At 66.2% G+C, this 14,469-nt stretch carries 15 protein-coding genes and 1 pseudogene; 6 read left to right on the forward strand and 10 right to left on the reverse strand.

Annotated features, from left to right (window positions below):
• Positions 1-5: 5 nt before the first annotated feature.
• Both QQ658_RS03350 and mobF read right to left on the reverse strand, forming a co-directional pair.
• Positions 6-1,136 (reverse strand): hypothetical protein, encoded by a 1,131-nt coding sequence (locus QQ658_RS03350; protein ID WP_286026266.1) that lies wholly within the window; start codon positions 1,134-1,136, stop codon positions 6-8.
• Positions 1,137-1,412: 276 nt separating this feature from the next.
• The gene (gene mobF, locus QQ658_RS03355; RefSeq protein WP_286026267.1) at positions 1,413-4,763 is read right to left on the reverse strand and encodes a MobF family relaxase; all 3,351 of its coding nucleotides are present in this window, start codon (positions 4,761-4,763) and stop codon (positions 1,413-1,415) included.
• A gap of 318 nt (positions 4,764-5,081) precedes the next feature.
• Between mobF and QQ658_RS03360 the strand changes: the two genes are divergently transcribed.
• The 3 genes from QQ658_RS03360 to QQ658_RS03370 all read left to right on the forward strand — a co-directional run bounded on the left by QQ658_RS03360 (position 5,082) and on the right by QQ658_RS03370 (position 6,209).
• Positions 5,082-5,351: a DNA cytosine methyltransferase gene (locus QQ658_RS03360; protein WP_286026268.1), complete on the forward strand. Its 270-nt coding sequence runs from the start codon at positions 5,082-5,084 to the stop codon at positions 5,349-5,351.
• A gap of 67 nt (positions 5,352-5,418) precedes the next feature.
• A complete protein-coding gene (locus QQ658_RS03365; RefSeq protein WP_286024885.1) occupies positions 5,419-5,736 on the forward strand; it encodes an ArsR/SmtB family transcription factor in 318 nt (105 codons plus the stop codon).
• Positions 5,733-6,209: an SRPBCC domain-containing protein gene (locus QQ658_RS03370; protein WP_286024884.1), complete on the forward strand. Its 477-nt coding sequence runs from the start codon at positions 5,733-5,735 to the stop codon at positions 6,207-6,209. The genes QQ658_RS03365 and QQ658_RS03370 overlap by 4 nt, the downstream gene beginning before the upstream one ends.
• 90 nt (positions 6,210-6,299) lie before the next feature.
• On the opposite strand, the gene QQ658_RS03375 is transcribed toward QQ658_RS03370, so the two are convergent.
• Positions 6,300-7,361, reverse strand: coding sequence for an IS110 family RNA-guided transposase (locus QQ658_RS03375; protein WP_286024883.1), 1,062 nt, complete (start codon positions 7,359-7,361; stop codon positions 6,300-6,302).
• Positions 7,362-7,682: 321 nt separating this feature from the next.
• Here QQ658_RS03375 and QQ658_RS03380 point away from each other — a divergent pair.
• Positions 7,683-7,826, forward strand: a pseudogene (locus tag QQ658_RS03380) (DNA cytosine methyltransferase); the annotation flags it as partial.
• Positions 7,827-7,866: 40 nt separating this feature from the next.
• Positions 7,867-8,367 (forward strand): hypothetical protein, encoded by a 501-nt coding sequence (locus QQ658_RS03385; protein WP_286027147.1) that lies wholly within the window; start codon positions 7,867-7,869, stop codon positions 8,365-8,367.
• 434 nt (positions 8,368-8,801) lie between these two features.
• On the opposite strand, the gene QQ658_RS15345 is transcribed toward QQ658_RS03385, so the two are convergent.
• From QQ658_RS15345 to QQ658_RS03415, 7 genes are all read right to left on the reverse strand, one after another.
• Positions 8,802-9,470, reverse strand: a complete 669-nt coding sequence (locus QQ658_RS15345; protein WP_353057940.1) for an NAD(P)-binding domain-containing protein — start codon at positions 9,468-9,470, stop codon at positions 8,802-8,804.
• A gap of 112 nt (positions 9,471-9,582) precedes the next feature.
• Positions 9,583-9,987, reverse strand: a complete 405-nt coding sequence (locus QQ658_RS03390) for an arsenate reductase ArsC (RefSeq protein ID WP_286026269.1) — start codon at positions 9,985-9,987, stop codon at positions 9,583-9,585.
• Positions 9,988-10,005: 18 nt separating this feature from the next.
• Positions 10,006-10,998 carry a metalloregulator ArsR/SmtB family transcription factor gene (locus QQ658_RS03395; protein ID WP_286026270.1) on the reverse strand — a complete coding sequence of 331 codons (993 nt, stop codon included), beginning with the start codon at positions 10,996-10,998 and terminating at the stop codon, positions 10,006-10,008.
• Between the two features lie 38 nt (positions 10,999-11,036).
• A complete protein-coding gene (gene arsB / locus QQ658_RS03400) occupies positions 11,037-12,110 on the reverse strand; it encodes an ACR3 family arsenite efflux transporter (protein WP_286026271.1) in 1,074 nt (357 codons plus the stop codon).
• Positions 12,107-12,430: a thioredoxin gene (gene trxA, locus QQ658_RS03405; protein ID WP_108717761.1), complete on the reverse strand. Its 324-nt coding sequence runs from the start codon at positions 12,428-12,430 to the stop codon at positions 12,107-12,109. Before trxA ends, arsB begins: the two co-directional genes overlap by 4 nt.
• The gene (gene trxB / locus QQ658_RS03410; protein WP_286026272.1) at positions 12,427-13,404 is read right to left on the reverse strand and encodes a thioredoxin-disulfide reductase; all 978 of its coding nucleotides are present in this window, start codon (positions 13,402-13,404) and stop codon (positions 12,427-12,429) included. Before trxB ends, trxA begins: the two co-directional genes overlap by 4 nt.
• Positions 13,405-13,555: 151 nt before the next feature.
• On the reverse strand, positions 13,556-13,930 hold the full coding sequence (locus QQ658_RS03415; protein ID WP_286026273.1) for an ArsR/SmtB family transcription factor: 375 nt from the start codon (positions 13,928-13,930) through the stop codon (positions 13,556-13,558).
• An 89-nt stretch (positions 13,931-14,019) separates the two neighbouring features.
• Here QQ658_RS03415 and arsD point away from each other — a divergent pair, with 89 nt between their 5' ends.
• A complete protein-coding gene (gene arsD, locus QQ658_RS03420) occupies positions 14,020-14,466 on the forward strand; it encodes an arsenite efflux transporter metallochaperone ArsD (RefSeq protein WP_286026274.1) in 447 nt (148 codons plus the stop codon).
• The last annotated feature ends 3 nt before the right edge of the window (positions 14,467-14,469 follow it).

Here is a 14,469-nt window from a genome sequence, read left to right on the forward strand (position 1 = left end):
GATGGCTACATGACGAGTCTGGGTTCCCAGTTCGGGGATCGTGGGAAGTCATCGTCGGAGCGCCAACCCGTTGAGTCGTTCCACGGGAACGTGTCGGGAGTGGAGGGGTCGTCCCATCGCCACACGTCGGGGTGGCGGCGCTCGCTGCTGGTGCTTGGACGGGCTGCATAGCCGAGGGTCTGCCCGGCCGGGATTGTGTAGTGCCATCGCCAGCCAGTCTGATCCTCGTCAAGCGCGAACGCTTCCGGGTCGAGACCGTGCTTGCGCGCAACTGCGGCCAACTGTCGCCGCGCGTTGAACGGGCCTGGCATCAACAGGACAGCGTTGAGGTATTCAGTGTCGAGGTCGTAGGCGAAGTTCAGCAGCTCGGGCACATGGCGGTCGTCCACAAGGCGCCCAAGTTCATCGAGTTCGGTGGAGCCGGCAACCTCATCCTCATGCTGCCGTCGGAGTTGGGCACCAGCGTTATCGGCGATCTTCGGGAGATACTCAGCGAGGGCGGCGACGAGGACGATGGTCTTGGTGGAGTTCACGCGGGTCGCGTAGCCGAGGTCACGGCCGTGGAGCACACCGTGTCGAGACACCTTGCCGTAGTCGCCGGTTGGCCTCACGTCTTCGGAGAAGAGGGCGCGCACCACCGGGAGGTTGGTTTCCATGCCAGCGATCGTCTCGTCATCCAGATACGGGTCGTTGCTCCCTTTCGAGAAGAAGGATTGCCCGGTGAGGTCCCGGCTCATACCGTCGATCTGAGCCAAGATGATCGGGGTTGATGCCTCATAGGCACCTGCGAAGTGATGCTCGATGGCCTTCTCGATGAGACTGACTCGGTCCCAGACGAGCTGCTTGAAGGGGTAGTGAGAGTTCGACCATCGGCGCATCGGCGCCGCGGCGTGTTTCAGCAAGGTCGCGTTCTCGTTGTTCCACACATCGGTGATCGCTTCATCCAGCTCGTCGTCGGTGGCGCCGTTCCCGGCTTGTCGGAGGACGCGCAAGGTGCCTTCCATGTGCCAGCGTCCGCACATTGCCCACCCCAACGGAGCGAAGAGAGCCACGGCTTCGGCCAGTTGGTCGAGAGTGGGATGACTGACCACGCCGAGGCGTCGCGCGACTTCGCGCGCTTGCTCTGACTGCGCCACCTTCCCACCTCGTCTCTCAGTGATCGAATGCTCTACGTCCAGGATCGCAGACCCGACGGACAGCGTTTAGAGACGAGGACCGCGAGTCGCGGTACGCGTCACCGGGTGCCCGGTCTCCTGCGACGGTGCGCCGGCGCTGAGTTCCCTCAGTGCGGCTTCGGCGCGTGCGCGGTCGATTTTCCGCCGGGTGTTCTGCGGCGGTGGGCCGAGTGGGGTTCGGTCGTCGGTGATCTGGTAGCGGTCCCGATACGCTGCCACGACAGCGGCGGCGCGACGTCACGCCTTTCTTTGGTTCAGGACTTTCGGTTCGGGGCCAAGCTGTACCGTCCAGGGTGCCTTGTCGGCGAGAGCGCCGGTGAGTATGGTCTCGGCGCGGGCTTCGATCAGTTCGTGGCGTTCGTCCAGGGCTTGGCGCATGTCGTCGGCCATCGGCCCGTCCGCGTAGGGAATGAGCCCGGCGATGAGTCGAGGTGGTTTGCGGGTGCGACCGGACCCGGCGGGCCGGCTGGTAGCACGGGCGACGCGGGCGTGGATCACCGAAGCGACGTCCGCGGCATCGTCCAGGCCACGCGCGGCGACCAGGCGCGGCAGCAGGATGTCAAGGTCGTGGTAGTTGGCTTCGGCGTGCCGCAGCTCAGCCGATAGGGCTGGATACGCGTCGGAGTCGAGCACGGCATCGACCTGCTCACCGGTGAGGCCAGCAGCGGCGAACAGTGTGGCCCAGCGGTCATGTTGGGCGGCTTGGGCGATGGTTTCGTACTCGGCGGCGAGCTGGCCGATGTTGCTCCACCGTTCCTGTTCGGCGGTGATCGTCTCGTGCGCGGACAGCTCGGCGCCGATGTGTTGGATCACGCCGTAGAGCACCGACCGCTCGGTGGTGTCCGGGTTGTCGCTGGGGTGCGGCACCCCGTGGCCGTCGTCGGGCCGGTCGAGAACGACGTAGGCGTAGTTGCCGTCCGCGCCACGGGTCATGGCGACGTAGAAGTTCTCCCGCGTCGTGGTCACGGTGGCGATGACGTGCGCGGTATCGGTGGTCACGCCCTGGGCGCGGTGGGCGGTGATCGCGTAGCCGAGGTCGAGGTGTTCGGCCACGTAGCCGGCGGGTAGAACGATCCTGCCACGGAGCCAGCGGCCGGCGGGGTGGATGCTGACTGACCCGTCCGAGTGGACGCCGGTCACAGTCCAGCGGTCGCCGTTGCGCACCCAGGATCGGCCGTTGCGTAGGCGGCGGTCGTTGCGGCGAGTGATGACCAGATCGCCTTCCGATACCGCGGTGCCGTCATGCAGCCCGACTTCACGGGTGCCGTGCACGGTGCCGTCGATGATCCGGTCTGCCCGTGCGCGGGCGTTGAGGGCGGTGACGGTCTCGTGGGTCTCGGCGACGAGGATCGATGCTCGCCCGGTGGCGAGGTCGTGCCGCCATGCGGTGTAGGCGGCGTCGATCATGGCTTCTTGGTCGCCGCCGGTGATGCGGTCGTGGTCGATGAGGGTGTCGATCGCCTCGGGACGGCCGTGGCGGAGCTGGAGGGAGGTGGTCTTCTCCCACGCGTGGGTGAAGCGGTGGATGTCGAGCAGTTCGGGGGTGTCGTCGCGGGCGTGGACGAGCATCGAGAAGGCTCCGCCGGCGTCGACTGATTGGAGTTGTCCCCAGTCACCGACCAACAAGACTTTCGCGCCAGCCTGTTCGGCTTCGGCGGTGATGCGGTCGAGGGAGGCGGTGCCGGCCAGGGATGCCTCGTCGATGATGACGAGCTGGCCCGCCTCGAACGTGGTTCCGTGCATGAGGTGGTTCTGCCACCACTTCGCCGTGTTCTCCGTGACGATTCCCAGATCGTCTGCGAGGACCTGCGCCGCCACGGCGGATGGTGCGAGCCCGACGACCGAGCCGCTGCCATGCTCCTTCTCCCACGCGCGACGCAACGCTGACATAGCGGTCGTCTTGCCTGCACCGGCGGGGCCGACCAGCACATCGAGGGCGCGGCCGGAGACGGCGATCGCCGCCAGTGCTTCGGCTTGATCCTCACCGAGCATCCGGCCTCGCGTGTCGGGGCGGCTGGTGATCTGCTCGACGGTCTCCAACGACACCACAGGCCCAGTGATCGACTCCGCGCGGGCCAGGAGTCGGTCTTCGGCGGCGAGCAGGGCTTCGGACGAGAACAGCACAGAGGCGTGCGGCCGGAACCGTGAGGTGCCATCGGCTCGCCGGAGCTGCACCGGGCTGGACGCGAGCTCGGGCGGGGTCAGGCGCAGCGAGGCTTGTTCGGCGGCATCGACCACGAGCCCGGTGATCGCCTCCCGATCCAGCATCGAGACGAACCGCCAGCCCATCAACTGCCGGGATGCCTCGGCATGCAGGTTCCAGCGCGTCCACGTCGACCGCTTCTCGCTCACCGTTGCCATCACCGACAGGCCGACCTCGCGCACGACATCCAGCGGCACGTCGTCGGCCCGCAACACCCGAGCCGGTGCATCTGCTGACTGATGGGTGAGGGCGCGTGCCCAGCCCGTCGCATCCTGCCCGAGCACCCGAGCAGCGCGTTCCCGCCATTGGTGGGTGAGGTCCGCGAGTGAGTGGATGTGCTTCTCTGGCCGGGTCGCCAGGGTTGCTTGGGCGCGGAGTTTCAACACGATCCGGGCCGAGGGCTGCCGTCCGTGTGTGGCGACGTACTCGGCGATGAGACGATCTTTCTCGGCCTCGATGTGCCGTGACCGGGTGGAGAACTCGCCGATCAGTTCTTCGGTGACGCCGACGAGTTCCCAGGCAGGGTTGCGGTCCCGTCCCCGGTCGCGGGTGTCCCATTCGATGCCGAGGGTGCGGGTGAGCTGGTCGGCCAGGGCGGCGTTGTAGAGCTCGGAGACCGCGACGACCGCGGCGTGCATCGGCCGCCCCGCGAGGGCGCGCCACTTCCCGTCTTGGGCTGTCTTGACCTTGTTGCTGATGACGACGTGGGTGTGCAACTGCGGATCGCCCGCCCGGCTGTCGTAGTGGTCGAACGCGGTTGCGGCGACGCCGAGTACATCGACGTGTGCAACCGTGCCCTCGGGGCCGTCCGCGCCGGTGCGGGTGACTGCAACCTCGCGTTCGAGGAACACAACTAGTTCGGCAACCGCCGCATGATGCGCGTCCGCGATCAACGCTTGCGTCCCGGCATCAGCAACTGCCCACAGCGCCGACACGCTCTTGGGCACCGAGAAGGTGAAGTCGAACCCCGCCACCGCACGCCGGGTTCCGCGCTCAGTTTCCTCGGCCTCAATCCGTGCCGTCTCGACCGCCCGCGCCGCCGGTCCCAGATCAGCGTCGAGGGCTTTGATGCGGCGTTCAATCCGCTCGGCCGCGGGTGCGAACGTCGGGTACGCCTTGCCGAGTGGGTCGCCGGTGATCGGATCACGACCGGACCCGATCAGCAGCTCGAGTTGTGCCTCCGAGACTTCTGAGCCAGTCATCAGTTCGCCGTGCCCGAGGGCCGCGAGGCCCTGGCCGATCCAGAAGCCGGGAGGGTTCCCCGCTTCGGCGTAGTAGCGGGTCAACGGGGTTGAGAGGGAGCGGTCACCGTCGCCGGCCGCGACCGAGCGGAGCAGGTACTTGTAACCATCCCCGGCCGTCATCACACGCATCGAAACCGTCACCAGAGCTTCCTTTCCGTGCCCGCAAGGTGGGCCGGAAGCCGCAGGCGCCGACCGCGAGAATGCGCGGTCTGTTGGGGACGCGCCTCTACAGAAAGACGTGTGGTGGCTCGGATGGGGCAGGCGCGAGGCCGGCAGGAAGCGGGTCGGTAGGGCTTCAACGCCGCGGTGCTCGAAGGTGCTCGGGACAGGGACGGCTTCGACGGAAGGGTGATCGACGGATGGGCAACTCAGGGTGCTCGTGCACCTGCTCGGTGACCAGCCCGGCAACGACTCCATCAGTGGCGTCCGGTCGGGGTTCACCCATCTGCCGGAGCCCTCATGCGCGACCCCAACGACCACTGCCGACCGCTCCGCGTCGGCTCGCTGTTCAGCGGATACGGCGGCCTCGACCTCGCTGTCGAGCACGTCTTCAATGCCGAGACGATCTGGTTCTCCGAGAACAACCAGCACGTCGCCCGCATCTTTGCTCACCACTGGCCGGAGGCTCCCAACCTGGGCGACATCACACAGATCAACTGGCGGAATGTGCCTTCGGTCGATGTGCTCTGCGGCGGGTTCCCGTGTCTCAATGTCAAGAAGTGCTCTTGAGTGCGCATCTGCTGCTTGCTTCCTGCGAAGATTGACATGTGACTAATCAGTCACATAATCTTTCAGTGTGGACAATGACGCTGTTTTCAAGGCCCTGGCCGACGAGACGCGCCGCGCCCTGTTGGACCGTCTCTTCATGCATGATGCCCTGACCCAAGGAGAGCTTGAGGAGGGGTTTCCGCTGAGCCGTTTCGGCATCGCCAAGCACTTGAACGTGCTCGAAGACGCCGGGCTGATCACCACGCGCCGCGAGGGCCGATACAAGCTCCACTTCCTCAATCCCGTCCCGATCCGGCAGATCCACGACCGCTGGATCGGCAAGTACACCGCGTCACGCGTCGCGGCGCTCACTGATTTGAAGACACAACTCGAGGAGTCATCATGACGAACACCGATGCCGGGGCACCGGCCACCGCACCGCAGATCTACCGGATCTTCATCAAGGCATCCGCCGACGCCATCTGGGACGCGATCGTCACGCCAGAGTTTACCGCCAAGTACTTCTACGGCTCTCACGTGGAGACCAGCGGCGAAGTCGGTACCCCGTTCCGCTATCGCTCGCCCGACGGCACCTCTCTCTGGGGAGACGAGACGGTCCTCGAATCCGAACCCCCGCACCGGCTCGTCGTTGGCTGGCGATCCCTGTTCAGCCCCGATGCGGTCGACGAGCCCGCCAGCCGCGTCACATGGCAGATCGACGATCAGGCCAACGGTACCTGCATGGTTACCGTCATCCACGATCAACTCGATGAGTCCCCGCACACCGCGGCCGGGGTCTTTGGCGCCGGATGGATGCTCGTCCTCAGCGGCCTGAAGACCCTCCTAGAGACCGGCGAATCGCTCGCCGAACGCCGCTGATTGGCTTCGACCACAACCACCGTCAAGAGAATCATGGCGCAGAGTCAGAAGACACCCGAAACCGACCTTCGCGGAAGGTTCTTCACACCTTCACGCTACGACGAGTTCTGCCATTTCCGGCCCCAACGACGTCACCCTCCCGGCCGCCGGGCCCCGTCGCAGTACCGTGAACACGCTCCGCGCCAGATGCCGCTTCAGCGCGCGGATTGCTTCTATGTTGGAGTTCCCGAGCGCCCGCCTCGCGGCAAGGTATTCCTGCGCGGGCGGATACATGCGCTTCTGCGTGATTGCGATGCGATGGATCGCAGCGTTCATCCGCCGGTTCCCACCACGATTCAGTCTCACCCGCTGACTGTTTCCAGAGGACGCTGGGATCGGCGCGCAGCCGGTGAACATCGCGAACGCCGCCGCCGACTTGAATCTTGAGGGATCACCGGTCTCGGCAACGATCCGCGCCGCCGACATCGGTCCGCACCCCGGCAACTCCAGCAGTTGCGGAGCCTCGACCTTGACCCGTTCTTCCAGTTCACGCTCCAGGCATCCAGCGCGGTCGCCGAGCTCCTTGATCCGTTCGATCAGGTCCAAGCAGATCGAGACCTCGACACCGCCGTCACGCTCGCTTAGGAACGCAGCGACCATGGTGTTCCACTTCGGCCGATGCAGTTTGCGAGCCGGGATCGTCGCGGCAAAGTCCGGGTCTATGTCATGGAGATGCCACCGCAGCCTGCAACACATCCGTACCATCTCACCCACCAGATCCTCCCGATGGTCCAGGAGCACCTTCACCTCGCGGACATCGGTCTCCGGCACCGCGACCGGCAGGTCCTCCGCCAACGCTGCACGTGCGCAAGCCAGCGCGTCGATCGGATCGGACTTCCCGATTGCACGCACCCGACGCCGGTAGTCCGAACTCATATGCGTCGGCACCCACACGACCTGCTCGTCTTCGGCGAGTAGGAACCGCACCAGACCGCCAGCGACGTGACGCACGTCCTCTACCGCCCATCGATGAGGGCCGAGCTTCCTCGCCCAGGCCAGCAGGACCCGATACCCGCGGGGCCGCGCGGTGGCGTCTTTCACGTCGAGCTGTCGGCCGTTGCCGTCCACGGCGACGGCGACCAGGACATCTTTATGCGGGTCGAGCCCGATCACGATCTTCTCGTTCATCTCTGTTCTCCTCTCACTTTTCAGGGGTCGACCGGTGGACATGCCTCAATCAAGAACCCATTACGGGGTCACGCTCCAATGAAGTCACACCGGCCCTCAGCGAAGCGGCGACGGGCGACATGACAAGACCACGTCAACCACGAAGGCGACCTCAGGGAAGGAGCCAACCCGCCACCACGCTTCCCATTCTCGAAGCCCAGCACGATCCGTTCCTTCCTCGCTCATCGTGATGACAGCACGGGAACGAGTCAGCCCGCCGCCGCTTCACCGGCCACCGTCAACGAAGACGGCACGACCACACTGACATTGGAGCGACAGGACGTATCGACGGTCGGCAAGCGGGCCGGCCTCGCGCCCGGCACACGCTCCGGACTCTGGTCGCACATGGCCGCCGCGATCGACGTACTACAACCGCGGTTCGTGGTGATCGAGAACGTGCGCGGGCTGCTCTCATCCCAAGCGATCCGCGCAATGTCAGAAGGAGACGACGATGAACGACGCAACCCCAGCCCTGCAACCCCCGATGCTGCAACCCTTCGCGACCTGGAACTCGACCCGTGGGGTCTGGGAGACGATGCAGCTCGACCTCTCCGGGCAGCCGGCGCCGTACTCGGCGATCTGGCCGACCTGCGGTACGACGCGCAATGGATCGGCCTACCAGCGTCCTTTGTCGGCGCTCCTCACCCTCGGCTCCGCATCTTCATCGTCGCCCAGCGCCAGGACGCTGTTCAGGACACCGCTCGCGACCGACTCGACACGAGGCGGCGAGAGCCTGGGTCAAGTCCGCGCACGACGAGGAACGATCGCGCTCTCGCACCAGATCATCGACCTCGCTCTCCACGGGCCGACTGGCTCACCCAGCAGGAACAACGACTCGGAGACCCTGTGGTCACTGGTCGAGGACATCTTCACCGCTGGGGACGCTACGCCGACGCCATCGCCCGATGGGAGCACGTCACCGGACGGCCAGCCCCAGCACCCGCGCTCCTGAGCGACGACACCGGGCCGCGACCGTCACCGGCGTTCGTGGAGTGGCTGATGGGCTTGCCTGATGGTTGGGTCAGCAACGCCGTCCATGGGCTTACTCTGAACCAGCAGATCACCGCCCTCGGCAACGGTGTTCTTCCGCTTCAGGCGAGTCTGGCAGTCAGGTCGATGCTGCGTGGTCATATTGTGGGCGCGGCATAAGGCGGCTGACAACGGCCTGAGCATCGCGACCCATCCCGCGCAGAGTTGCTGAGGCAAAGGAACGTTGGCGTTCGAGGCCGACGAATCCGAGTCCGCGCATCGTCGTAGAGATGCCTGCTCGGTGCAGGAGTAGACCTCTGGCGTCGAGTGCTGGGGTGCTTGCGAGAAACGAAACGCTCGGTCGATACCCGGTAGCGAAGAGCAGCACATTGGCCTCGCGGCGCCGCCCGTCCACACCTACGAGTCGTCCGCCTTGGATGCGCGCACGGGCATCGGGTTCCATCCGACCGCTGCGCGTCGAAGGGCCGCGCGGTAGCGACCGTCATCCAGTACCGGCGTCGTCACCGGAACCAGTGAGTCGAGAACTCCTGCTCGGTCGAAGCCTGTGCGGACAAGCCACCAATGTAGGTCTTTGCCCAGGATGCACTGTCGTTGCCATCGGATCGGGCGACGTGAGTGCATGTCCACTCGAGCCACTGTCGCGAGTTCGGCAGCGATCTGTACTGCGGAGTTGCCGGCACCGACTATCGAGACCCGAGCCCCCGCGAACTCGCCGGGGCTGCGGTACTGCGCCACGTGGAGAACGCGCCCGCCGAAAGCGTCGATGCCGGGGATCGGTGGGGTGTACGGAGCGTCGAAGCTTCGTGACGCAACAATGACGCGGTGCGCTCGCACTTCGAACCCCGTCGCCCCGCGCCGCGAGTCCGTTCGCTGTCTGGGCCAGCGACGTGACTCGTCGTTGGTATCGGATGTCCGCGTCCAACCGAGATGCATAGCGGGTGAGGTAGTCCACGACCTCATCGCGATGCGGATACCGATCCGGGTCGGCTGGGAACCCCGAGGCCGGGCAACTGCGAGAACCGGGCGGGCGAGAACAGCGTCAGCGAGTAGTAGTACCGAGGCCATGATCCGGCAGGCGAGGTGGAGGCGTCGAGGATCATCGACGCAGTTCCCGATCTGCGGAGGCGCTGGGCGACTTCCTTGTGCGCTGCTGCCCGCCAACGGGAGCGGGCGATCTCTAGCCGGCGAGAGAGGCGATCAGTCCTTCAATGCGGGCGCGGATGTCGTTGCGGATCGGCCGCACAGCGTCGATGCCCTGACCGGCGGGGTCGTCGAGCTTCCAGTCCTCGTAGCGCTTGCCCGGGTAGTAGGGGCAGGCGTCGCCGCACCCCATCGTGATTACGACGTCTGAGGCCTGGACGGCCTCGGGCGTGAGCACCTTGGGCTGCTCTGCGGTGATGTCGATGCCCTCTTCTCGCATTGCTTCGACGGCGATGGGGTTGATCTGGTCGGCGGGCATGGAGCCGGCGGAGCGGACCTCGATGCGATCGCCGGCGAGGTGGCGGAGGTAGCCGGCTGCCATCTGGGAGCGGCCGGCGTTGTGGATGCAGACGAACAGCACGGACGGCTTGGGGTCGGTCATGGTCGGGTCTCTCTTTCGTTAGCGGGTGGTGAGGGAGTCGAGCAGGATGCGGACGCGGGCGGCGATGTCATCGCGGATGGCTTCGACGCCCTCGGCAGAGGCGAGGGCCGGGTCGCCGACTGCCCAGTCCTCGTAGCGGACGCCGGGGATGATCGGGCATACGTCGCCGCAGCCCATGGTGATGACGACATCGGCGGCGCGGACCGCGTCGTCGGTAAGCGGCTTGGGGAACCGCTCAGTAGCGGCGTCCTCGCCCTCGATCTCGGTGAGCAGCGAGCGAACGTGCGGGTGGACATCCGGTGCCGGTCGTGATCCGGCAGAGCGGGCCACGACCTTGCCATCGGCCATCTGGTTGACCAGCGCGGCTGCGAGCTGGGAGCGGCCGGCGTTCTGTACGCACACGAACAGCACCTGCGGCACACCCGTCTCGCGGTCGCGGGTGAGATCGGTGAGGCGCTGGCGGGCGAAGCGCTCGGTGAGCGGCACCAGATGTCGGGCAATCTTCGCGGACCGGAGGAGGCCGGCGTAGGACTCCCGCACCATCGTGACCACCAGGTCACGACTCAGCGTGTCGTATTCGTCGGCCAGTTCTTCGGCGAGGCGATCGATGACGTGCGAGTCGACCTCACGCGGGGACTCGGGCCGGCCCTCGGCGGGGCTGGCGGTGACGGTGGATGCGAAGCCGTCGAGGAGGGCGGTGACGGCCGCGTGTCGGGTGGCGACGATGCGGTAGTACACCCACGTGCCACGCCGTTGGGAGGTGAGCAGGCCGGTGTCCTTCAGTACCTTCAGGTGGTGGGAGATGGTGGGCTGGGAGACGTCGGCGAGTTCGGCGAGGTCGCAGACGCAGGACTCGCCGCGCGGGTCGGTGGCGATGGCCGACAGCATCCGGAGCCGGAGCGGGTCCGCCAGTGCCTTCAGTGTGTTGGCCACGGTGGTGGCCGCGTCCAGGCCGATTGCGTGCGCCTCGGCAGGTGCGCACGTCTCGACCGTTGTGGGTGTCTCGGTCATGGTGTCCTCCTCGATTCGGTCGTAGCGGTGTCCGGAGCTTAGGGGTCGGTGTGGAACCAGGCGCGTGCGGCCCACAGCGAGACGTAGACGAGGCCGACGAGTACGGGGACTTCGATGAGTGGGCCGACGACCCCCGCGAGGGCCTGTCCAGATGCCGCGCCGAAGGTGCCGATCGCGACCGCGATGGCGAGTTCGAAATTGTTACCCGCCGCCGTGAACGCCAGCGTGGTGGAGCGGGCATAGCCCAGTCCGAGACCCTTGCCGAGCAAGAGCCCGACGAACCACATCAGCGCGAAGTAGACCAGTAGCGGCAGGGCGATCCGGGCGACATCGAACGGACTGGATGTGATCGCTTCGCCTTGGAGCGCGAAGAGCAGCACGATGGTGAACAGCAACCCATAGAGCGCCCACGGCCCCACTCTGGGGAGGAATCGGTTCTCGTACCAGTCGCGTCCCCGGCGCTTCTCGCCGATCCACCGCGAGGCGAACCCGGCGATGAGCGGGACGCCGAGGAAGACCAGGACGTTCAGCGCGATCTGCCCGACTGACACTTCCAGACCTTGGGTATCGAGGCCGAGCCAGCCGGGCAGTACAGTGAGATAGAACCAGCCGAGCAGCGAGAACGCGACGACCTGGAAGATGGAGTTGATCGCGACCAGCACGGCGGTGGCCTCTCGGTCGCCACAGGCCAGGTCGTTCCAGATCACGACCATCGCGATGCAGCGGGCCAGTCCCACGATGATGAGCCCCGTGCGGTACTCCGGCAGATCAGGCAGTAACAGCCAGGCGAGGGCGAACATGACCGCCGGGCCGATGATCCAGTTCAGCACCAAGGATGAGACTAGGAGGCGCTTGTCGCCCGTGACGGCCGCGATCTTGTCGTAGCGGACCTTTGCGAGCACGGGGTACATCATCACGAGCAGCCCCAGCCCGATCGGTACCGAGATGCCTCCCACCTCCAGGTGAGCGAGCACATCGGAGACGGCGGGGACGAGACGGCCGAGTAGGAGGCCTGCGATCATCGCCAGTCCGATCCACAGCGGCAGCCAACGGTCGAGGGCGGACAGGCGCTTCGGAGTGGCGCGTGTGGGTGCCGTTGCGGTCGCGGTCATGCCAGGAGTCCGTCGATCTTCGCGGCGATGGACGGCTTTGGGTGCGCGCCGATCAGCATGTCGACCCGCTCGCCGTCCCGGTAGAAGGAAAGAGTGGGGATCGAGGTGACACCAGCTGTGGTCACGGTCTCGGGATTGGCGTCCGCGTCGATCTTGACGATCTTGACCCGGCCCGCATACTCGGCGGCCAAGTGCTCCAAGATCGGAGCGATGGCCTTGCATGGACCGCACCACGCGGCCCAGATATCAACTACGACCGGAAGCTCTGATTCGAGCACTTCGCTGACAAACGTGGCGTCGGTGACGGGGGTGATGCTCATGCGGAAACCTCCAGAGTGGCACTCTCGATCTGGGTGGGCAGATCGAGACTCGACAGATAGTGCTGCGCGTCCACGGCGGAGGCGCAGCCGGTGCCGGCGGCCGTGATCGCCTGCCGGTAGTTGTGATCCACCAGGTCACCGGCGGCGAACACGCCGGCCACGTTGGTGCGTGTCGTTGGATGGGCCACGATGACGTACCCCTCGGCGTCGGTGGACACCTGGTCGGCGACAAGCTCGGAGCGCGGGTCGTGCCCGATTGCGACGAAAATGCCCGACACATCCAGCACTCGTTCGGTGCCTGTGATCGTGTCGCGCAGGCGCAGACCGGTGACGTTCGTCTCGCCGAGGATCGCGGTCACCTCGCTGTTCCATGCGACCTCGATCTTGGGGTCGGCCAATGCCCGCTCGGCCATGATCCGGGACGCCCGGAACTCGCCGCGCCGGTGGACGAGCGTGACCTTGGCAGCGAAGCGCGTCAAGAACAGTGCTTCTTCCATCGCGGAATCGCCACCGCCGATAACCGCGACTTCCCGGTCACGGAAGAAGAAGCCGTCGCAGGTCGCGCACCAGGACATGCCATGTCCCGACAATCGCGCTTCCTCGGGCAGACCGAGCTTGCGATATGCGGACCCCATCGTCAGAATCACGGCACGCACCTGGAAGGTGCCGCTACTGCCGGTCTCGATGACCTTCGTGGATTCGGTGAGTTCGACATGGGTCGCGTCGTCGTAGATGATGCGGGCACCGAAGCGCTCTGCCTGAGCGCGCATCGCTTCCATCAGCTCGGGGCCTTGGATGCCGTCGGTGAAGCCGGGATAGTTTTCAACCTCTGTGGTCGTCATCAGCGCTCCGCCTGCCGTCACTGATCCAGCGAGCACGACCGGCGCGAGGCCTGCTCGCGCGGCGTAGACCGCTGCGGTGTATCCGGCAGGACCGGACCCGACGATCACTAGCTCAACCTCTTGCATCGACATGTATCTATATTGAAGGAAATCGAAGCAAGTTGCAACCCGGGAGCGGCTGCGGGTGCAGCTCGGGCGCGATGGGCGGACCTGCCTCCCCCATGGCGTCGCAGCTCTCCAGGCAGGGTCGGCCTTGGAGGGCGGCTGTCGTGGGCCTGGTGGGTCAGCAGGTGGTCGACGGGTCGGCCGAGCAGTTGTCCGAGTCCGGCAGTCCAGCGAGGAATGTTCGCACGGTCGCCAGGCCCTGCGGCGTGGCGTGGTAGTGGGCCCACTTGTGGCGCATCTCCCGGCTGATGAGCCCGGCCTTGACCAGCCGTGCCAGGTGGTAAGAGAGGGTTGGCTGGCTGATGCCAAGACTGTCGGGCATGTGACAGGCGCACACGCTGGAGCAGCAGTTCGCCGAGATGTGATGCAGCAGCTTGACTCGGACCGGATCGGAGAGCGCCTTGAAGGTGGCGGCGACTCGCACGGCCTCCTCGTCGGCGAGCGCCGCCGCACCCTGCGGGGTGCAGTCGATGATCGGGAGGCGCTGAACCATGCGTGTCAGCCTACCACCTCGTATTGACAGACGTCGATATGAGACCTAGCCTTCATATTGACGAACATCAAGCCGAGAGAGGCGTCCTCATGATCCAGGTCTTCGAAGGCCCGCTGTGCTGCAACACCGGGGTGTGCGGCCCCGACCCCGACCAGGCGCTGGTCGACTTCACCGCCGACCTTGACTGGCTGACCCGGCAAGGCGTGTCGGTGCGCCGGGCGAACCTGGCCCAGGACCCCGCCGCGTTCGCTGACAGCGCCGTCGCGCGGGCGTTCGTGCGGAAGGTCGGCGCATCCGGCCTGCCACTGATCGTGGCCGACGACGTGACGGTCGCGACCGGCCGCTACCCATCCCGCGCAGAGCTTGCACGGATCGCCGGAGTCGAGGCGCCCGCCGAGAACGCGGCGACCGGATGCTGTGGCAGCACCACAGCCGCTCCGGCAGCGGCGGAGTGCTGCGGCAATGAGCCTGCGGCGTCGTCGGGATGCTGCGGCCCAACCCAGCCGGTGACCATCCGGTCCGGTTCTCAGGCATAGGGG

Source organism: Propionimicrobium sp. PCR01-08-3 (assembly GCF_030286045.1).
Lineage (GTDB): Bacteria > Actinomycetota > Actinomycetes > Propionibacteriales > Propionibacteriaceae > Brooklawnia.